General features: G+C 60.2%; 15 protein-coding genes. 9 read left to right on the forward strand and 6 right to left on the reverse strand.

Features of this window, described 5'->3' with window-relative positions:
• Both HUU46_22225 and lipB read left to right on the forward strand, forming a co-directional pair.
• Complete coding sequence (locus HUU46_22225) at positions 1-399, forward strand: DUF393 domain-containing protein (protein ID NUM56363.1); 399 nt, start codon at positions 1-3, stop codon at positions 397-399.
• Positions 396-1,082 carry a lipoyl(octanoyl) transferase LipB gene (gene lipB / locus HUU46_22230; GenBank protein NUM56364.1) on the forward strand — a complete coding sequence of 229 codons (687 nt, stop codon included), beginning with the start codon at positions 396-398 and terminating at the stop codon, positions 1,080-1,082. Before HUU46_22225 ends, lipB begins: the two co-directional genes overlap by 4 nt.
• 41 nt (positions 1,083-1,123) lie before the next feature.
• On the opposite strand, the gene HUU46_22235 is transcribed toward lipB, so the two are convergent.
• Complete coding sequence (locus HUU46_22235; protein NUM56365.1) at positions 1,124-2,911, reverse strand: SLC13 family permease; 1,788 nt, start codon at positions 2,909-2,911, stop codon at positions 1,124-1,126.
• A gap of 140 nt (positions 2,912-3,051) precedes the next feature.
• Positions 3,052-4,170 (reverse strand): tetratricopeptide repeat protein, encoded by a 1,119-nt coding sequence (locus HUU46_22240; GenBank protein ID NUM56366.1) that lies wholly within the window; start codon positions 4,168-4,170, stop codon positions 3,052-3,054.
• 567 nt (positions 4,171-4,737) lie between these two features.
• Between HUU46_22240 and HUU46_22245 the strand changes: the two genes are divergently transcribed.
• Complete coding sequence (locus HUU46_22245) at positions 4,738-7,224, forward strand: PAS domain S-box protein (GenBank protein NUM56367.1); 2,487 nt, start codon at positions 4,738-4,740, stop codon at positions 7,222-7,224.
• Here HUU46_22245 and hflX read toward each other — a convergent pair.
• Positions 7,197-8,852 carry a GTPase HflX gene (hflX, locus tag HUU46_22250; protein ID NUM56368.1) on the reverse strand — a complete coding sequence of 552 codons (1,656 nt, stop codon included), beginning with the start codon at positions 8,850-8,852 and terminating at the stop codon, positions 7,197-7,199. The genes HUU46_22245 and hflX overlap by 28 nt on opposite strands.
• A 96-nt stretch (positions 8,853-8,948) precedes the next feature.
• Positions 8,949-9,824, reverse strand: coding sequence for a sugar phosphate isomerase/epimerase (locus HUU46_22255; protein NUM56369.1), 876 nt, complete (start codon positions 9,822-9,824; stop codon positions 8,949-8,951).
• A gap of 610 nt (positions 9,825-10,434) precedes the next feature.
• Between HUU46_22255 and HUU46_22260 the strand changes: the two genes are divergently transcribed.
• Both HUU46_22260 and HUU46_22265 read left to right on the forward strand, forming a co-directional pair.
• Positions 10,435-11,625 carry a HEAT repeat domain-containing protein gene (locus tag HUU46_22260; protein NUM56370.1) on the forward strand — a complete coding sequence of 397 codons (1,191 nt, stop codon included), beginning with the start codon at positions 10,435-10,437 and terminating at the stop codon, positions 11,623-11,625.
• Complete coding sequence (locus tag HUU46_22265) at positions 11,508-12,824, forward strand: PmoA family protein (protein ID NUM56371.1); 1,317 nt, start codon at positions 11,508-11,510, stop codon at positions 12,822-12,824. Before HUU46_22260 ends, HUU46_22265 begins: the two co-directional genes overlap by 118 nt.
• On the opposite strand, the gene HUU46_22270 is transcribed toward HUU46_22265, so the two are convergent.
• On the reverse strand, positions 12,752-13,756 hold the full coding sequence (locus HUU46_22270; protein NUM56372.1) for a PmoA family protein: 1,005 nt from the start codon (positions 13,754-13,756) through the stop codon (positions 12,752-12,754). The two genes, HUU46_22265 and HUU46_22270, sit on opposite strands and share 73 nt — an antisense overlap.
• Position 13,757: 1 nt before the next feature.
• Positions 13,758-14,708, reverse strand: coding sequence for a hypothetical protein (locus HUU46_22275; GenBank protein NUM56373.1), 951 nt, complete (start codon positions 14,706-14,708; stop codon positions 13,758-13,760).
• 219 nt (positions 14,709-14,927) lie between these two features.
• On the opposite strand from HUU46_22275, the gene HUU46_22280 reads away from it, so the two are divergent.
• The 4 genes from HUU46_22280 to HUU46_22295 all read left to right on the forward strand — a co-directional run.
• Positions 14,928-17,393 carry a glycosyltransferase gene (locus tag HUU46_22280; protein NUM56374.1) on the forward strand — a complete coding sequence of 822 codons (2,466 nt, stop codon included), beginning with the start codon at positions 14,928-14,930 and terminating at the stop codon, positions 17,391-17,393.
• A 194-nt stretch (positions 17,394-17,587) separates the two neighbouring features.
• Positions 17,588-17,854 (forward strand): hypothetical protein, encoded by a 267-nt coding sequence (locus HUU46_22285; protein NUM56375.1) that lies wholly within the window; start codon positions 17,588-17,590, stop codon positions 17,852-17,854.
• Between the two features lie 24 nt (positions 17,855-17,878).
• Positions 17,879-19,627: a hypothetical protein gene (locus HUU46_22290; GenBank protein ID NUM56376.1), complete on the forward strand. Its 1,749-nt coding sequence runs from the start codon at positions 17,879-17,881 to the stop codon at positions 19,625-19,627.
• A 392-nt stretch (positions 19,628-20,019) separates the two neighbouring features.
• A partial coding sequence (locus tag HUU46_22295; protein ID NUM56377.1) for an ORF6N domain-containing protein occupies positions 20,020-20,498 on the forward strand: 479 nt, incomplete at its 3' end.

A 20,498-nucleotide genomic window follows, 5' to 3' on the forward strand; every position in this document is an offset into this window, starting at 1 on the left:
ATGGACCATCCGGTTATACTTTTCGACGGCGTCTGCAATTACTGCAATTCAATCTGCAACTACATCATCCGGCACGACCCCTCGAAACACTTCCGTTTCGCCCACCTCCAATCCGATGCAGGCAAGAAGCTGCTCGTTGAACACGGCTTCGCGCCGGATATGCTTGATTCCGTAGTGCTGATCGTGAACGGCAAGGCGTATACCAAGACCGACGCGACCATCCGCATGGCGTCGCATCTCAATGGCGCCGCCAGGTTAGGCGTGCTTCTCCGCTTTGTTCCACGGTCCATCCGCAATGTTGGATACGACATCGTCGCGCGCAACCGGTACAAATGGTGGGGTAAACAGGACACATGCGTTGTCCCCACGCCCGATGTGCGCGACCGGTTTCTCTCGTGAATACTGCATCGAGTACTTCCCCGCGTACGATAGACGTCATTGGCTTTTCGCGTCGCATGCCATACGCCGACGTGTATGCAATGCAGCTCGAGCGCCGCGGCGCGATCGAGCGCGGGGAGGCGGGAAACGCGCTGTTTATCGTCGAGCACGATCCCGTCATTACGCTGGGCCGCAACTTCCGGCAGTCCAGCCTCCTGCACGGGCGGGATCGGTACAGGCATTTTGGCGTCGACATTTGCGAAGCGGACCGCGGCGGCGACGCGACCTACCACGGGCCCGGTCAACTCGTCGCGTATCCGATCCTCGATCTCAATCAGTGGAAGCCGTCGATCAAGTGGTATCTGCGCAGCCTCGAGGACGTCATCATTTCCGTGCTTGCGCGGTACGGCATACAGGGCGAGCGCATGGACGGCTACACGGGAGTATGGGTGGGCGGCGCAAAGGTTGCCGCCATCGGAATCGGCTTGCACAATTGGGTCACGTTCCACGGCATCGCGTTAAATGTCGACCCGAACATGGCCCACTTCGGTCTCATCGTTCCCTGCGGTATCCCGGACAAGCCAATCACATCCATTAACCTGCTGCTTGGATCGGCTCCTACCTTCGCGCAAGTCGCCGGCGACTTCGTCGAATGCTTCCACCACACCTTTGGCATCACCACATCCGCGGAAAACGACGTTTAAGTCCCTTCGGTCGTTTTCGTCATTCTCGCCCACGGCGCGGATCAGAATTTCCACACCATCGGAATTACGGTCAACGCGACGATCCCAATGAGCACGTCCATGAACAGGCCGGCACGCAAGAAGTCGGTCAACTTGTATCCGCCCGGGCCATATACCATCAAGTGCGTTTGATACCCCAGCGGCAGAGCAAACGCAGCGGACGCCGCGATAACGACCGCCATTACAAACGGCCTCGGTTCCACGCCGAGGTGATCGGCGAACTGCACCGCGAACGGAAACATTAACACTGCCGCCGCATTGTTGCTGATGAGCTCGGTAGCGACATTCGTCATGATGTATAGAATGACAAGCACAACGAACGGCGACAACGATTTGGGGTCCGGTATAAGCAAGCCGCTGATGGCCGACACCAGCCCAGATTTTTCCATCGCCGTGCCGATAGCGAACGACGCGCCAATCGTTATCAACGTTTGCCAGTCGATACTCAATCGCGCGTCCGTCGTCGAGATGCAGCGTGTCGAGATCATCAATGCGGCAACAGTCAGCGCCGCGATGGCCGTGCCCCATTTCTCCGTCATAAGGAGCACAATCAGCACGCCGAGAAACACGAGCGACAGCGTTGAACGCTCGTGGCGCGTCGGCCGCGAGTCCTCGACGTCGCTCACCAGAAAGAAATCCGGATTGTCCCGGTGCGCGCGCGAAAAGTGGGGCCCGGTTTGCAGCAGCAGGGTGTCGCCGTTACGCAGCACGATATCGCCGACGCGCCCTTTCAAGCGTTCGCCGCCACGATGCACCGCCACGACCGCCGCATTGTACGTCGCGCGGAAATTCGCGTCACGGATGCTCTTGCCGATCAGCGGCGACTTGTTCGATACCACGGCCTCGCTCAACATGCGCCCGCGGCGTTCAGCGGCCTCACGGACGTATCCTTCGTCCGCCACCGGCACAAGACCAGGGATACGCTCCAAATCCACAATCGTCGAAACACTGCCGGTAAACGCCAGCACGTCGCCCGCTTCGATAATCTGATCGGGTGCGACGGGCGAGATGACCTGTTCGCCACGCACGAGTTCGACAAGAAACAGACCCGGCAGGTGGCGAAGTCCGGCTTCCTCGACGCGCTGGCCCGACAGCCGGCAGCCCCGCTCGACGCGCATGTCCACCATGTACTCGCGCATCGACTCGCCCAACTGGTCCAGCAAGTCCTTGCGTTCAGGCAACAACCTGCGCCCAATGAATACGAGGAACAGCGTTCCCACGATGGCGCACGGCACGCCCACCCACGCAATCTCGAACAGCCCCATCGGCGCCAAATCGGGCCGTGTCTTGTTGGCGTCTTCCAACAAGCCATTCACCACGATGTTGGTGCTCGTGCCGATCAAGGTGCAGACGCCGCCGAGGATCGTGAGATACGAGAGCGGAATGAGTACGCGGGAAGGGGAAACGCGATGCTTGCGGCACCAACTGACCAACACCGGCAACATCATCGCGACCACGGGCGTGTTGTTCATGAACGCGGAGATTCCCGTGACGATGACGCCCATCCGCGCGATGACGCCCTTTTCGTTCGTCGCCCGGCCCAACAGGATTCGCCCGATATGTTCGAGAGCGCCGGTTTCCTTCAACGCCGCAGCCACGATGAACAGCGCCGCGACCGTGATCATGCCTTCGTTCGAGAAGCCGGACAGCGCCTCTTTGGGCGTAATGACGTTCGCCAGGGCCAGCACAATGACGCCGCCAAGTAACAGCGAATCGGGCGCAACCTCTTTTGCAAGCCCGATAAAGATTACGACGACTATGCCAAGCGTAAGGTACGCTTCAAACCCCATGGTATCGGCTCCACCCGCGTGGTCGCGCTTTCGGGCAATTGGGAAAATATACTACAAATATGATTCGTAATGTAATATATTTAGACCCTGCCCGTCAACTTCAAGCACTTCATACCCATAACACATTGTCAGGGTTTTACTTACTGCCCGGAAGCGGGCGCCGATGGGGGAGGGGATGGGGCGGACGCGCCGGTCTGAACCGGAGATTCGGGCGTGGTCGGGGGATTTGGCGCCTGCCCCTCGGTCGGAGCCGGCGCACTCGCAGTCGCCGCGAGTTCTTTGTCCAGTTCCGCAATGACTTGAGTCGTCCGAGGCTGATTGGCATTCAGGGCGAGCGACTTGCCGAACGCGTCGCGAGCGCCCTTCGTCTGGCCCATGGACCGCAGGATGGACCCCATAAGGTTCCACCCAACGTAGTCTTGGTCATTCAGTTTCAGCGATCGGTTCAGTGGCCAGTACGCCTCGGGAAGGCGGCCCGCGCGGACCAGCAATTCGGCGTACGCAAGGTGCGATTCCGCCGTGTCGTCCAACCAACGGCGCGATTGGCTGAACTCCTCCAAGGCAACGCCGAGCGTGCGCGTGATAAACGGCGCGTAGTCGCTCGACGCTTTCTCGACGGAGTCGTACGCCGCCTTGGCCTTTACCATCTTGCCCTCGCGCGCATCGAGCGACGCGATCGCCAGTTTCGATCCGACGTGGGTGGGGTCCTGTTCAAGCGCGCGCTCGTATGCTTCGCGCGCGAAATCGAAAAGTCCTGACTGCTGGTACAGCGCGCCCAGCGAAGCGTTTGCCTGCACCGTAATATCGGTCTTCGGTTCGATGGCCGCGGCCCGGCGCAACGCGCGAATCGCACGCGACTCGGCCCGCGGGCCAAGCTTGCCTTCCGTCTGACCCAGCTTAAACCACGCGGACGCGATCTCCGGGTCGATAGACACCGCGCGCAAAAGCGACTTCTCTGCGAGGTCATAATCGCCCAATTCGTTTAACACGTCCGCATACGCCATCAGAGCATCGGGGTCGTCGGACTCCCCCGCGCCGTTGGCCTCGTACTCGGCCCGCGCTTCCCGAAGCAGTTTGGTGCTGGTCTCTGCCAGTTTGGCGCCTTCTTCCTGATTGCCCTGCCCAAATGCCGCAGCGCTCGCGTCCCGGGCCTTCAAGCCCTCGGCGACTTTTTCGGAGATCCCCGCGATATCAAGCGATTGGGCAAACGAGGCCATTCCGCACAGCGCGGATGTAATCAAGACAACCTGAAAACGCATCGCACTCCCCGTAAACTACCGCAATTCCTCTGGAATCGGCACCGCATTACAACTGCCGACGCAGTTTACCGCGCGCACAAGGTAGAGTCCAACTTGCTCCGCGCGCCGGACCCAATTTGCCGCGTGATTCAGGACGCTGCAATGACCACACGACCTGAGGTCGATGATCGGGCTCGATTGCCACCGCACATCCCAGCAACGGCGGAAACGGAGGGTCCAGTATGTCGAGTCGGACTTAAACTATTGCTATTAATATAGTTGCGCGTAGTATGCTATGCGCGGGTATCTGATACTTTTCGCCTGTTGGAGGCGTAGATGAAAGGCGAACTTTTCTGTTGACTAATATATCAGTTTATGCGAAAATCTGCCGAGTTGAAGCAGGATTTACAATATATGCGGTTTATACGGAATAACAAACTCGACCCGCAAAAACGTTACGGGTTACCATCGGACGCTATAACGCCCGTATTTTACGTTTGCGGCGCGGCCGCCGTCGCATGCCCTCGACGATTCCATACGCGAATCCAAAGCGAACCTGCAACAAGTAGATAAGCGCTCTACGACCTGATGGCATCAATTAGCACAACCGCGAATGTGCACGCACCGGCAGCCCCGTCCGGCCGCACGGCGCCGCGCCACGCACCCCACTCGGTATGGACAGGCGCGAGAATTTTTGCCGTACTCTTTATCGCAGTCCTTCTCGAGATGGTCTCGCAATGGGTCAAGAACGCCTATCCCCAATATCCGGCTGCCGGCGGGATAATCAGCACCTTCGCGATCCTCACACTGCTTTCGCCGGGGCTGTACCTCATCTTCTGGCTGCGCGACGCGCGGACGCTGCGCTACACGATGATAGCCGGCTCGGCATTTCTGTTGGCGAACCAACTGGTCAACCTGACGGGCCATCTCGCGGCGCTCAACGCATGGCCTGTCCTGGGCAATGATAGTGCGCTGCACGACCCTGTCCGATGGTTCTGTCTCGTCGCCGGCCTCGTGCTGCTTCTGGCGAGTTTGTATTTCACCTTGCTCACGACCATCCGGGCCGAATCGCAACTCCGGAGTGAGCGCGTCGAACTCGTCAACGAAGTAGAACGCACCCGGCGGCTCACGAATGCACTCATCGAAAAGGACAACGTCTACCGCGCCGCGATTGCGCAAGCGGGTGCGATCCCGTACCGGATTGACTGGGCCAGCAAAACCTACACATTCTTCGACGATCGCATCTACGCCCTGACCGGGCGTTCGCCGGACGAACTTACCTTCGATTATCTGCAAAGTATGACGGAGGACGTCCGGTATATCGGACCGCTTGCCGGCGTTCCGGCGGACGAGGTGCGCGACCTCATCGACAATCGCGCCGTCCGCAATTGGCACCGCGAATACAAGTTCAAAACGAAGTCGGGCGAGGAACGGTGGCTGAGTGACAGTTCGGTCGAAGTCGTAAGCCCGAACGGCCTCGTCGTCGAGACCGTGGGCCTGATGATGGACATCACGGAACGCCACCGCGAAGACGAGGCGATTCAGCGCAACGAGCGGTATTTCCGCGCCCTGACCGAAAACGCGCAAGACCTGATCACCGTTCTCAACCTCGACGGCACCATTCGCTACGAAAGCCCCTCGATCAAGCATATCCTCGGATACGATCCCGACGAACTGCTCGGTAGAAACGTGTTCGATTTGATTCATCCCGACGATCGGGGGCGCGTACTGCGGACCCTGCTGGAGGGATTGAGCAATCCGGCCTCCGTTCACCGTATCGAATTCCGCTGCAAACACGCCGACGGATCGTGGCACAAACTCGAATCCATTGGGCGCGGGATGTCTATCGACTCCGAACTGGACGGCGCGGTTATCAATTCGCGCGACATCACGGACCGCGAGAGCCTTGAGCGGCAGCTCATGCAGTCGCAGAAAATGGAAGGTATCGGCCGCCTGGCCGGGGGTGTCGCGCACGACTTCAACAACCTCCTCACGGCAATCATGGGGTATTGCGAATTCGCGATGGAGGACGTGCCGGAAGACAGCACGCTGCACGTGCAGATGGAGCAGATTCTGGAAGCGTCATCGCGCGCCGCAGACCTTACACGGCAACTGCTCGCGTTCGCGCGCAAGCAGATCGCGGAGCCGCGCAACGTGGACTTGAACTACCTGACGCAAAACCTGGAAAAAATGTTCCGCCGGCTGATCGGCGAGGACATCGAGCTGAAAACCTGCACATCCATAGAAACTCCCATCGCGTATGTCGACCCCGGGCAGTTCGAGCAGGTCCTCGTCAATCTTGTCATTAACGCGCGCGACGCGATGCCGCAGGGCGGCAAACTTACGATCGAGATCGCCACAACGATTCTCGATGAAGAGTACGTCGCGTATCACCCTGAAGTGAAGGCGGGCGAATACGTGATGCTCGCGGTCAGCGACACCGGGTTCGGCATGACCGACGACGTTCGCACCCACATCTTCGAGCCGTTCTTCACGACCAAGGAGGATGGTAAAGGCACCGGGCTCGGCCTCGCGATGTGCTACGGGATCGTCAAGCAGTTTGGCGGCCACATTTGGGTGTACAGCGAAGTGGACCGCGGGACGACGTTCAAGGTCTACCTGCCGCGCATACACGGCGAAGCCGCAAACCTCCCGGGTAGAAGGGCCGCAATGCCGGCAAAGGGCGGCAACGAAACCATCCTTCTCGTCGAAGACGAATCTCTGGTCCGCTCGATCACGGTGCAAACGCTCGTCGAACGCGGCTACACGGTCCTCGAGGCGCCCGGCGGATTCGACGCAATCGAGATCGCCGCGAAGCACGCGGGCCCCATCCATCTGCTGTTAACGGACGTCGTGATGCCGAAGATGAGCGGGCGGGAAATCGCCGAACAGCTCAAGCCGCGACACGAGCACCTCAAGGTGCTCTACATGTCCGGCTACACGGAGGACGCCATCGTTCACCAGGGCGAACTTCAAAAGGGGATCGCTTTCCTCCCGAAACCGTTCACGCCTGAGGCGCTCGCGCGCAAGGTCCGCAACGTGCTCGATCAGGTGTCCGAGGTTGCGCGCGCATAGGCAGCGCGCTTCCACAACTGCTGTTCGATTGCACGCATCAGCGTTTGAAACGTCCCGCGATCCAGCGCCGAGATTGCGACACCGCCAGTCTGCTGCGCAAGGCCCGAGAGTTCGTCCTTGTCGCAAAGGTCCGCCTTGTTCAATACGAGCAACTGCGGTGTCTGCGACAGGCCCAGTTCGTCCAACAGCGATTCTACGGCCGCCTTCTTTTCCTCGAATCCTTCGGAAGACGCGTCGACGACGTGCAACAGCAGGTCCGCATCATCGAGCTCTTCGAGCGTCGAGCGAAACGCCGCCATCAGTTCCTTCGGCAACTTGCGTATGAATCCGACCGTATCGGTGATGATGACTTCACGGTCTTCCGGAAACCGCAGTCGCCGCGACACGGGATTCAGCGTGGCGAAAAGCATGTCCTCGGCGGCCACGCTGCTTTCGGTCAGATTGTTCAGCAACGTAGATTTGCCGGCGTTGGTGTAACCGACGATCGATATCGTCGGCATTCGTTTCTCCGTGCGCACCGCGCGCCGCAGCTTGCGCCGTTCGCCCAGCTTGGTCACCTCGCGTTCGAGCATCGCCGCGCGCTCCTGAGCGCGGCGCCGATCGATCTCCAGTTTTGTCTCGCCCGGGCCGCGCCCGCCGATGCCGCCCGTAAGGCGCGAATACGCGAGCGCCGTCTGTTTCATTCCAAGCCGCGGCAGCATGTAACGCAGTTGCGCGAGTTCGACCTGAATCTTGCCTTCGCGTGTCTGTGCCCGCTGCGCGAAAATGTCGAGGATGACCTGCGTGCGGTCGAGAATCTTCAGGTCCGTAAACGCGGACAACGCGTTGACCTGCGCGGGGGAGAGGTTCTGGTCGAACACCAAGGCCTCCGCGCCGAGCTGCATCGCTTTAATGACAGCCGACTGCAGCTTACCCTTTCCCATGACGAACCTGGGATCGATCTCGCGGCGTTGAATGATCTCGTGCACGCAGTCGATCCCCGCCGCGCGCGCGAGGTCCTTCAGTTCCTGCATCGAATCTTCCGCTTCGGTCAGGCGCGCGGACGAGACGTGTACGAGGATTCCGCGATCGCGGGTGTCGCCTACCGTGCGCGGCTTGCGCAACCGCGCGAACTCCTCCTCGAGCGCACCGATCGTATCAAGAAAGTCGTTCGGCAGGTCGTGCACCGAACGCGCCTGCGTGATCTCCCACGCACGGTCCGCGTCGTTGTTCGGGACAAGGTGCGCGATATGCACCGTCCCCGGCAGGCCATCGTCCTGGACAAGCACCGCCGCAATCAGGTCTAGCCGCAATACGGCCAAGTCCGTCAAATCGTCGTCGGTGAGCGGTTCATTGTTCAGGTGCGTATGCACAAGACGGAGGCCGCACAATCGGTCGCGACTTTGCCGATACTCGCGCAGATCAGGAAGCAACAGCGAACGCGCATCGCCAACGACCAACTTGCGCGTCTGTCCGCGGCGGTCGATCAACGCACCCACCTGCCGTTGAATCTCGAGCGACGTCTCGGTCAACGCCCGCGCAAATTCGGGACTGACAATCGTATCGGCGCCGGTCCTGCGCGACGCCAGCCGCTCGAGGCGGCGCAGCGGCTGCGCGCGAAGTCCGTGAGTGTTTCCTTCTACCCGAATGTTCGTTACTCCATAAACGAAAAACCGGGACCTCCCTGTTCGGGGAGACCCCGGTCCGAAATCGGTTGAACCGTATGGCGTGTGGTTTGCGTGAGACTATCCTTGCAGCATGACCCGCCGGATAATCCGCTGGCTCTCGACGGCGTCGAGCGTCTTCTGCGCCTTGCGCAACTCGTTCGGATCGAGCTTTTCCAGCTTCTTCCAGAAAATCGAAAGATTGCCAATCGCGATCTGGCAGGCCTGCGCAGGGTCCACCCGCTGCGGCAACATGTCGATAACGCTCCAGCCTTTGAACTTCGTGGTCTTCAGGTAGAACAACGCCTCGAGCAATTCCCACATATGCACGCTTCCGGGCATCAGCATGTCGTCCCAGAGACGGTAGTTGTCGCTGAAGTATACGGTAAACAGCTTGCTGGCGCGGGTGAGAAATGCTATCGATTCCGCGGGCGTCTCGCCGGCCATCAGCGCGTGTGAGAAACCCATCGCCACACCAACGTTCTTCATCGCAATTTCCTGACAAAGCGACAACGCCTTGCCAACGCTGGAAACCGTCGCGAACTTTCGCGGGTCGCGCGGCTTGTAGGCAATGGCAACATTGATGTCCGGCGATGCGTACTTCGCAATTGTCTTAATCGACGAAATCACCGTGTTCCAATGGGTCGTGTAATCAATATGGAACGGGTAGTCGAACCCGTCGCTGTGCAGTTTGAGCGTAACTTCCGTCGCCGCAAGGCTGCGCGCCATGTCCACCGCTTTCCGGCCTTCGTCTATTGCGGCGTTTCGCGTCTTCGGGTGTTGATGTCCGAATGCGCCCCACGCGAACCGGCGATCCGCCGAGAGATCCCCCGCTACGCCCGAGCAGAGAAGCGCGTAGTCCTTCAGGATTCGCTTCAATTCCTTCACCGGAAAATCGGGGGTGATGTCCTTTTGGCTGACCTCTATCGCCTTGACTCCCTTGATCTTGGCAGCCATGGCGATCTTCTCCTGCGGCCGCAGTGGATCACGGAATCCTTGCGGACAGAATCGGTCCGGACTGGAACCAAAAACGTCCAAGGACATCGACAAACGTAGTGCCATTATTGTGCTCCTAGCTACTGGACATTTGACCAAATCGGCCAACAGGAGTTGTGTGACAGGAGACCACCGCTTCTGCCCAAACACTGGGGATAATGAGGTGTACCTGCGCCGTAAGGTCTTGCACGCTCTAGCGTTATATATTGACTCAGGTAGGCGTGCTCGTGGCGCAAGTATACTGAATGGAAACTATAAAGTCAATAGTGAAATTATCTGTATTGTTAATAAATTACTATGCCGACCCTCCGCCTTGTACGGCATCAGCACGTAATCCGCAGCCAAACTGGCACAAAAAAGAGGCGAGTGCGGGCAGCGGGGGAACTGCCTTCGACGCACTCGCCGGTGGTGGGAACCAGTCATTGCTGACTGTACCCGAAGGGGAAGCCTGGGGGAAGGACTCCCCTTCGTCAACCTATTATAACATAATTCCCTCAAATGTCTATTCCTCGCAGCATGTTGCACTATTCATATTTTGACAGTTTCGCGTTTCTCCTTCAGAATTCGACGTATGAACGTCTGCACCATACAGCGCGTTTCGTGCGGACCCACTTCCCTTCGGGTCGCGACGTTGTTGATTGTCAGCGCGACGCTTGCGTGCCTCGCCCAACAAACTTCGCCAAATCCGGCGACCGAGAACCGCGGGACATCGAACGCGTATTTGGAGGGTTTCATCCCGCTGGGCCCGCCGACCCTGGAGGAACTCAAGAAACAAGCTGTGGCAACCGAGTCGAAACAGGCTGCCAAACGGCGCGAACGGACCAAACCCACTGCGGCCGACAACAGCGCGTCGGACCTGCTCGTACAGATGCTTCAATCGACGGATGCGGAGATTCGCGCGCGCGCCGTCGAAGGTCTCGCCGGCGATGCCGCAAAAGACGCCGCCCCGCTCCTGCTCATCGCGCTGGCCGATCGCGATGGGCAAGTCCGTGACGCTGCGGAGCGGGCCTTGACGAACGTTCCGAAGGACGTGTTGGTCAGTTCACTCGTGGGCGTGTTGGGTTGGGGGGACCCCGTCGTTGCGAAGAGTGTCGACGCGGCGCTTCCGCGACTGCGCGACACGATAGAGGCGCCCCTAATCGTGCGCTTCGAGTCGCGCGAAACGCCCCGAGTCGAACGCATGGCCGCGGCGTATTGCCTGGGGCGCATCGGTAGTCAGCGCGCGGGAGTGCCGCTTGCCGGAGAAATTTGGGGCGACGATCTCACGCTCGCTTTCTACTGCGCGGATGCCCTGTCGAGCGTCGAGAACCCAAACCTGCTCGGCGAGTTTGTCCGCATGGCCGCGCATCCGCAGGTGCAAATGCGCGTCGCGGCATACCGTGGACTGGCGCGAATAGGGGGGGACGATGCGCGCAAGACGTTGATCGAAGCCGCGAGCGGACGCGCCGAGCGCGACACCGCCGCGCGAAAGATCGCGATTCGACTGCTGGCCTACGTTCCAAACGAGGAAGTAGTCGAGTTTCTCATGGATCAGGTACGCGCCAACGCCGGTTTGGTGGCTCCATCGACTGACGCGTTGGCCGCATTGTTCGGTTTGCCTTACGGATTGGCGCGCGAGCGATGGCTCGAATGGTACAGAGAAGTGTGGGAACCCCAAAAGGCCGCAAGCACACCGCCGCCGCCAACGGCGCGCGCCAGCACCAATCCGAGTTCCGGCGTACCCATCGGATTTCCGGAAGGGGGTTTCCCATTTCTTCCTTAACATCGGCAGAATTTCTTACGCACTCCACGAACCCGCTTTCTTCGTTCGTTCGTACTCATACTGGTGCTCGTGCTCGTAATCGTGCTCGTAATCGTAATCGACCATCGCCGATCCACCAGTCCGCCACTTACTACTCAGTTGCCGTACTCGCACTCGCGGTCGTCGCGTCAATCGCATCACCATCCGCACGAGCGGAAATCGCTATCGCCGAATCAACCGACAAGCTCGAAATCCGAATCGCGGACAAACCCTTCGCCACCTACGTCTGGTCCGACCCAAATATCGTGCGGCCCTACTTCTGCAACGTTCACGCGCCGAACGGCGCACAGGTCACCCGTTCGTACCCAACCGATCCCGTTATCAACAAGGGCAACGACGACCACGCGACGATGCACCCCGGCATCTGGCTGGCATTCGGCGACGTGAACGGTCTTGACGTGTGGCGGAACAAGGCGCGTGTGTGGCACGCGCACTTTGTGGAGAAACCGTTCTCCGACGACGATCACGCCACGTTCACCGTGCTGAATGTTTACGATCCGTTGACGGGATCGAGTGATGCCTCGTTCTACGAGACCTGCCGGTATGACGTGTACGCGCTCGATATCGGCTGGTTCATCATCGCGCAGTCCGCGTTTCAGTCCCGCAAAGGCGAAATCCGCTTCGGCGATCAGGAGGAAATGGGGCTGGGCGTGCGCATGCAGACGCCGCTCACCGTAAAGTTCGGCAACGGCACAATTCTTAACAGCCAGAAAGGCCGCAACGAGTACGGCACCTGGGGGTTCCCCGCGAAGTGGTGCAGCGCGTACGGAAAGGTGGACGACGCGTTTGTCGGTGCGACGATCATGCCGGGCCCGGATAACTTCCGCACCAGTTGGTACCACTCGCGCGACTACGGACTTGTCGTCGCGAACCCGTTCGGAAAGAAGGCTATGACCGCGGCGAACAAAGACGAAGTCCCGCCCGATGTGACAATCGTGCCACGGAGCAACGTGTTTCGCCTCATGTTTGGCGTGTTTGTGTTCTCTACAACGTTAGAGCCCGACAATACGTCCGCGTTCGAGTGGTTCACGGAACTGCTTTCGCAATGCGAACCGCCGAAACCGCCCGTCGAACTCTTGCAGGACGATCAGCGAATAGGGCCCCTCGAGATCGAGGTTCGAGTCAATCCGAGCACTGCGGACCCCGAACCCGCCCGTTGACGAACGGTACTTTGGTTCGTGTTCGGCGGGTTGTCCGCATATTCCGCGAACAGCGCGCCGATATCCACGTCGCCCGAATACACAACGACACGATAGCGCAACGTCAGGCGTTCACCCTTTGGCAGATCAAGATGTCCGTCCGGCAGCCAATACATTGGCGTGGGGGAGAAGAACCCATAGTCGCGCGTGAACCATTGCGACGGATACCAGCGATTCGTTGAATGCTGGAAAATGGCAATACCCTCGCGCACGCCGTCACGCTCACTGCTGTAGCTGCACCAGGGCGACGGCACGCCGTACGTGCCCGCTTCCTTCTCTTTGCCTTCCGCATTGACCAGCCGTCCGCCATTCGTCACGCTCAACTCGGGCACAACGCGTGCCGCGAACAGCGAATGGTTTGTCTTTTCGATGCGTACGTCCTTCAGCGGTTCGAGCGTAATTTCAAAATCGATTCTGCGGACCGAATCCGAGGGCGCGGCCACGACGATGGTGCGCGTATCGCGGATATCCGGTTCCGCGCCCGCGCGTTGCCAGAGACAGGTATCCTCGATCACCACCCGATTTCCCGACGCCTCAATAATCTTCGGGCCTTGCGACAGAATCTGGCCCTGCTCGTTCTCATCCTGCCAGTAGTTGTTGCCGTTCACCTTGTCGCATCCGAAGAACAACGAATGATGGTGCGGGTACGGTTCCGAACTTTCCGTCGTCACGGACGCGCCGCTCGCGGGAGCGGCGACGGGATACAGATAGGGGTACTTCTGCGTCTCGGCGAACTTATAGGACGTGAAATGCTTCCCTGCAATATTGATCCGAATCTCTTGCGAGGCCGGTACCGCTTCTACGGTCAGTGGGGACGAAGCGGCCGAGGGAATGAGGATCGCCGGTGCCAGGATTGCGAGCCAAAGCACTCCGCCGCGCGCGTTCGCAACCATGTCAACGCCCCCCCGGGAAAAAGCCGGTCAGGAATTCGCGTTCGCTGCCGGCATATTCCGCCACAGCGAGGTGCTCGATGCCGTGCTGATTCCCCCACGAATAGTAGATGATCGTTTTTCCGTCGTACTCCGTGAAATCCAAATCGGAGTTGTTGGCGTTCTTCGCGGTTCTGACGCGTCTGCGCTCTGCCGCGGTCAATTTAGGATTGGCAATCCGGCGATCTTCGTCGCCGTGGTGCATGATCGGCTTGAACGGACTGATCTCCCAAGACTTCAAGTCCCGCGACCGGACCAGTTCCGGCTCCCACTCGCCCGGATACGCGCCAAGATACACCATGTAATAGTAACCGTCATAGAAGCGAATCGTGGGGCACGCACTGTAGCGCTCCTTCGTATACACGCACTCGGGCCCCGTCAGCTTCCACGTGACAAGATCGTTTGATGTCGCGAATCGGATCGTGAACGGCGCGCCCGCTTCCGCCACCGGCTTGTCGATCTCGAGCGCCATCACAAATCCATCCGGACCTTTGCAGACGCTTGTATTGAAGATGCTCCAACCGTCCAACACAAACGCGGGAAGCGGCTTCCACGCTGCCAGGTCGCCCGAGCGCCACGCGTACACGCGATCCGCGCCCCATTTCGGCACGCCCCACGCGTACACGTGGTCCTCGTGGACAAACACCGACCCCAAATGGCAATCGAGCGCGAACGCCGTCGAGGCAATCCGATCCGACGCTGCGTCGACGAACCGAAAATACGTCCGTCCGAGCGCGTTGTACGCGTAGTTCTCCCGCACGTACTCGAACCGATACAGCGTGCCGCGAAAGGCGACCGGGGCCGTCTCGACCATGTCACACGCGATCGTGCCCAATTTCGTGATGACCGGCGCGGACTGCGCGAAACTCGGCAACACCGCAAGAACTGCAAACGGCATGATCGCTAATCGGCGCATCGTGAGTCCCCTTCGCGTTGACTTATTCACACCACCGTCCCGGACATGTGCGCAATGCGTTGTCCGTGGGCCTAACACTTCGTCCATGGACGGTACTTTCCTGCGCACGCTAACCGGACTCTAACACGACGCTAACCGGACCGGAAAGTTTGTCAAGTAATCTCTAATGGCGAGCGAGACGGCCAAATCGGAACGCATACGCAAACGGAGGTACGCCACGTGAAAATCGACTTGCACTGCCACTCCATGCACTCGAAACGTCCCTCCCTGTGGATTATGCAAAAAATCGGGTGCCCGGAGAGCTTCACGCCCCCGCGCGAATTGTACCGCACGATGCGCGAAAAGGGGATGACCGCCGTCACCATTACGGACCACAACAGCATCGACGGGTGTCTCGAAATCGCGGACCTTCCCAATACGTTTCTGAGCGACGAAGTAACGACGTATTTTCCGAAGGACCGGTGCAAGCTGCACGTGCTCGTATACGACATCTCCGAAGCGCAGCACAAGGACATCCAAACCGCGCGCGAAAACGTCTACGACCTCGTAGGATACCTGGAATCGCGCCAAATCGTTCACGTCCTCGCGCACCCGCTGTTCGCCGTGAACGACCGGCTCACGTTGGATCACCTCGAACAGTGCGTGCTGCTGTTCAAGAACTGGGAAATCAACGGCGATCAGAATTCCGACGCGAACGCCGTCTTGCGCCAGGTTGTCGAACACCTCACGCCGGAACTGATTGAACGCCTCGCGGATAAACACGGCATCGCCCCCACATTCGCGGAACCCTGGAAGAAAAACCTTACCGCGGGCTCGGACGATCACAGTGCGCTCCACCTTGCCGAGACGTACACCGAGGTCCCCGGCGCTGGTACGCTGTCCCAGTTCTGGCGCGGCATCGAACAGGGCCGTTCCGTGATTCACGGCGGCGGCGCGACACCGCGGCTCATGGCGCACAACATCTATGGCATCGCGTATCAGTTTTATCGGAGCAAATTGAACCTCGGCAAACACGCGAACGCGGCGACGCTGCTCCAGTTCCTGGATAAGTGCCTTCAAACAAACGCGACGCGCGAGGTGACTCTCCTCGGCCGCATGCATTCGTTTGTCGGACGCCAGCGCCGCGCCTTTGCCGCCGACCCGCAGAGCGACACGATCATGTCCATGCTGCGAGCGCAGGCAGAGCGGTACGCCGCGTCGGACCCGAAAATCTCGCGAGTCATCGGCAACGATGCGGCGCCATCCGGCAAACTCGAAGACCACTGGTTCGACTTCACCAATGCGGTCGGCAATCAAATGCTGCTCCAGTTGGGGACTCGTATCCTCGACCGTCTGTCACACGCGCACGTGTTCGATGCGTTCTCCTCGCTCGGCGGCGCGGGCGCGCTGTACGCTGTCTTGGCGCCGTACTTCGTTTCGTACTCGATGCACGCAAAATCGAAACGCTTCGCTACAAAGGCGCTCGGGCACCTCGGCGGACACGACGCCGAATCCGCCGCCAAACAACCGCTGCGCCTCGCGCATTTCACCGACACGTTCTACGAAGTGAACGGCGTCGCGCGCACGCTCCAGCAGCACGCCCGGCTCTCGCGAAAGCTCGGCATGGATTGCACGATTGTCACCTGCGATCCGGACAAGCCCGCGGACGGCGACGGCGTGCGCCACTTTCGCCCGATCGGATCGTTTGCGTTGCCGGAATACTCGGAACTCAACGTGGCGTGCCCACCCTTCCTGGACATGCTCGACTACTGCCATCAACGCGCGTTCACGCAGATTCACACCGCAACGCCCGGGCCCGTCGGCCTGGCGGCACTCGCCATCGCGCGCATACTGAAACTGCCTATCGCGGGGACGTATCACACGGCGCTGCCGCAATACGCACTCTACCTTACCGACAACGATGGCTTCGTCGAGGACTTTGTGTGGAAGGCAATGATCTGGTACTACAACCAGCTCGACGCGGTCTATGTCCCGTCGCAAAGCACCGGCGACGAACTGGTCGACCGCGGCATTACGAAGGACAAGATTCACGTGTACCCGCGCGGCATCGACGTAGAGCGGTTCCATCCCTCGAAACGTAACGGCGCGATGTCGAAATTCTTTGGCGATTTGCCCGGCCAGACACTCCTCTACGTTGGGCGCGTCTCAAAAGAGAAGAACCTCGACCTGCTGGCGAACGCGTTCAAGGCGTTGTGCGCACAAATGGGAAACGTGCGCTTGCTGGTCATCGGCGATGGACCCTACCGCGACGAGATGCGCCAGACGCTCGAAGGGTTCCCCTGTGCGTTTCCCGGATACCTCGACGGCGACGACCTGACCGCGGCGTATGCGTCGTCCGATTTCTTTGTGTTTCCGAGTACGACGGACACGTTCGGAAACGTTGTGCTCGAAGCGCAGGCATCCGGGATTCCAGTGATCGTGACGGATCAGGGTGGCCCGGCCGAGAATTGCGTAGCCGGCGAGACCGGCATCGTAGTTGAAGGCGGCGACGAGCGCGCGCTTCTCAATGCGATGGCGCAATTCGCCGCCGACCCGGTGCGTGCCCAGCGCATGGGCGATGCCGCGCGGCGTTATGCCGAGGCGCGGTCCTTCGAGCGCGCGTTCGAGGCGACCTGGCACATGTACGAGCAGATTCCGGTCCAATCGCGCCCACTCGACCTCCAGATTCTCGCGAGCGTTGCCTGACGCGTAAAGCCGATTCTCCAGGAACGCATCTTTTTCGCCCCTTCGGGTATACACGGATTGAGACATTTTAGGGGCCATCGGTGGACCGTCCACGAACAAGTGGACGGGGCCGGTGTCAAATCGTTACACTAATAGTATTCGCGGAAGAAACACCGCCCGGCCATGCCCGGTAACCAACTGAGGAGAAACATGTTATGCGATTGACCTTTGTTGTACTCTCACTCTTGGCGGTGGTCGTCATGGGCTGCATGCAGCCCGCGCCGACCTCCACCACGCCGGTAAGCACGCCCGCTCCGGAAACGGCGGCCCCGGCCCCAGCCCCGGCTGAACCCGCTCCCGCGGCTGAACCCGCACCGGCACCGGCTGAACCCGCGCCTGCGGAAGCGCCCGCTGCGCCGCCCGCGGAACCGGCCCCAGCGCCGGCCCCGGAAGCCGCGCCTGCCCCTGAAGCCGCGAAATAGCAACGAACCGGTGGAGTGAACACCATGCGTTTTTGTAGTTCAAGCGTACGACTCGCCACCGCCGTCGCGTTCGCGCTGGCTTCAATCAGTGCGCCCGCCGCCGACGCTCCCGCGCCCGAAGCCATCGATGCCGCTATCGACAAAGTCATCGCCCTCGATCCGGCCGCGGTCGCCGCTAAGCTCGCGGAATACAAGGCGCAGATCGAAGCGCTTCAAAAAGAATCCGCGGAGAAAAAGGCGCAAGCCGACGAACTTGAAAAGAAAGCCACCGCGGAATTGGCCCGCCTCGACTCGATCAAGGAACGCATCGCAACGCTCAAAGTCTCGCTCGGCCTCCCCGCGGACGACGCGGCCGGTGACGCGGCAGCGGGCCCGGAGATGGCCATGGCGGCGGCGCCTTCATCGGCGCCCACGGCAACTCCGGCGGCCGATACGATGGCCGATGTGAAACCCTCCGTCACGTTCAACGATCACATTCAGCCGCTGCTCAAAGCGAAATGCGTGAAGTGCCACAACCAGGACACGCAGCGCGGCGGCTTTGCGCTCCACGATTACGGCGCCCTCATGCAAGGCGGCGGTTCCGGCGCCGTTATCGCGCCCGGCAACGCGGACGGCAGCAGACTGTTCCGTCTCGTCAGCGGCGCGGAAGAACCCAAAATGCCGCCCAGCGGCGACGGCTTCAACCCCGAGGAACTCGCGAAGATAAAAGAGTGGATCAGCCTCGGCGCGCCCGTCGATGCCAACGCCAAGATCGCGAAAGCCGAAGAGAAACCGAAAGAGGCAATGCAGGCCTACGTCGCCGCGGCAATCGTCGATGGTCCGCCGCCCATGCCGGAAGTTGCGTTGCCCGCGCCCGCGCCCGAGAACGCCAAGCAGGTCGTGGCGCGCGCCGTCGCAACCAACCCGCGCTCGCCGCTCGTCGCCATCGGCGGATACAAGCAAGTGATCCTCTACGATCTCGAGAAACGCGCCATTCTCGGCGCGCTCCCGTTCCCCGAGGGCGAAATCTTCTCGCTCACGTTCAGCGTCAGCGGCGAACTGCTCGTCGCGGGCGGCGGCGAATCCGGCGACTCCGGGTGCGCCGTGGTCTGGAACGTGCGCAAAGGCGATCGCGCGGGCAAGTTCGGCGAAGAGTACGACGCCGTTATGGCCTGCGACATCAGCCCCGACCACGCCAGGATCGCCATCGGCATGCCCACGAAGAAAGTGAAAGTGTTCAACGTCGCCGACGGCGCGGAAATCTACAAGATCGAAGATCACACCGACTGGATTTACGCCGTGAAGTTCAGTCCCGACGGCGAACTGCTCGCCACCGCGGACCGCGCGGGCGGACTGCTATTGTGGCAGGCGGCCAACGGCCGTCCCGTCGAGGCGCTGCGCGGACACTCCGGCGCCATCCATGACCTTTGCTACAGCAACGACTCGGCGCTGCTTGCCTCCGCGAGCGCGGACGGATCGGTCCGCCTGTGGGATACGTGGAAATACCAGCAGACAGCCAAGTTCGATCCGCATCCCGGCGGCGTGTTGAGCGTCGATTTCGCCAACAACAACGAACTCGTCACGACCGGCATCGACGGCCAGACAAAACGATGGGACACCGGCGGAAAGAACCTCGCCACATACGCCGCACTGCCCGACTGGGGCTATTCCGCCCGCTTCGGCGCGAACGACGCAATCGTCCTCGCTGGCGCATGGAACGGCGTCATCGAGCTGTGGGAGACCGCCTCCGGCACAAAAGTCGGCCAAGTCCTCACCAGCGCCGCGCAGTCGTAGCGCCGCACAGTCGTAGCGCCACGCAGTCGTAGCGCCGCTCGATTCAAACCCAATCGAACTCGCCCCCAAGCTCCGGCTTGGGAACGCACTCGAACTCGTCCCCAAGCTCCTGCTTGGGAACGCGCTCTTGAAAAGCTCTGCTTTGCTCTCCCTTGCACCCACCTCCCACAGGACGCTATCGTTCCCACTCGCAACTCAATCGCTGAGGGTTCCCATGCCCACACTCGACCGAATCGGCAAACCGAACAACGACGGAAACGTGCTGACCCGCGCCGTCCTCGCAAGCTTGAAGGGCCAACTGTCGTCCACTGCGCGAGCCGTCTCCTCGGGCGCGAACGCCTCCAACGCGAGAACATCGTCGTCCGCCAAACGCCCTATAAGATCGGAATCTCATGAAACAGAATAAGCCCATCGAGTCGTTAATCCTCACAATACGTGGGCACAAGGTCATCCTGGATGCCGATTTGGCCGACTTGTATGGCGTCACCACGAAACGGCTGAACGAGCAAGTGAAACGCAATGCGGAGCGTTTTCCCAGCGATTTTGTGTTCCAATTGGCTAACAAGGAATGGCGCAACTTGAAGTCGCAAATTGCGACTTCAAGTTTGCAACTCATTGATCCAAATAGGGTTACGGCGCGCCCGTCGCAATTTGCGACCGGTTCGTTCGGGGGCCGGCGGAAGCGTCCTTTCGCCTTCACCGAACACGGCGCCATCATGGCCGCAAATGTTCTTAACAGCCCCGCAGCCATCACCATGAGCGTGTACGTCGTCCGCGCCTTCATCCAGATGCGCGAACAAATCGTGGCGAATGCTGAAATCCTCAAGCGTCTCGCCGAAATCGACAAGACCCTGCTCAAACACGACAAATC

The organism is Candidatus Hydrogenedentota bacterium (genome assembly GCA_013359265.1).
Taxonomy (GTDB): Bacteria; Hydrogenedentota; Hydrogenedentia; order Hydrogenedentales; family SLHB01; genus JABWCD01.

What these genes read in the sequence shown, in the direction of transcription:
- HUU46_22225 (NUM56363.1), top strand. Translation starts at nt 1, where the DNA reads ATGGACCATCCGGTTATACTTTTCGACGGCGTCTGCAATTACTGCAAT.
- HUU46_22235 (NUM56365.1), bottom strand. Translation starts at nt 2,911, where the DNA reads ATGGGGTTTGAAGCGTACCTTACGCTTGGCATAGTCGTCGTAATCTTT.
- HUU46_22240 (NUM56366.1), bottom strand. Translation starts at nt 4,170, where the DNA reads ATGCGTTTTCAGGTTGTCTTGATTACATCCGCGCTGTGCGGAATGGCC.
- HUU46_22245 (NUM56367.1), top strand. Translation starts at nt 4,738, where the DNA reads ATGGCATCAATTAGCACAACCGCGAATGTGCACGCACCGGCAGCCCCG.
- HUU46_22255 (NUM56369.1), bottom strand. Translation starts at nt 9,824, where the DNA reads ATGGCTGCCAAGATCAAGGGAGTCAAGGCGATAGAGGTCAGCCAAAAG.
- HUU46_22260 (NUM56370.1), top strand. Translation starts at nt 10,435, where the DNA reads ATGAACGTCTGCACCATACAGCGCGTTTCGTGCGGACCCACTTCCCTT.
- HUU46_22270 (NUM56372.1), bottom strand. Translation starts at nt 13,756, where the DNA reads ATGGTTGCGAACGCGCGCGGCGGAGTGCTTTGGCTCGCAATCCTGGCA.
- HUU46_22275 (NUM56373.1), bottom strand. Translation starts at nt 14,708, where the DNA reads ATGCGCCGATTAGCGATCATGCCGTTTGCAGTTCTTGCGGTGTTGCCG.
- HUU46_22285 (NUM56375.1), top strand. Translation starts at nt 17,588, where the DNA reads ATGCGATTGACCTTTGTTGTACTCTCACTCTTGGCGGTGGTCGTCATG.
- HUU46_22290 (NUM56376.1), top strand. Translation starts at nt 17,879, where the DNA reads ATGCGTTTTTGTAGTTCAAGCGTACGACTCGCCACCGCCGTCGCGTTC.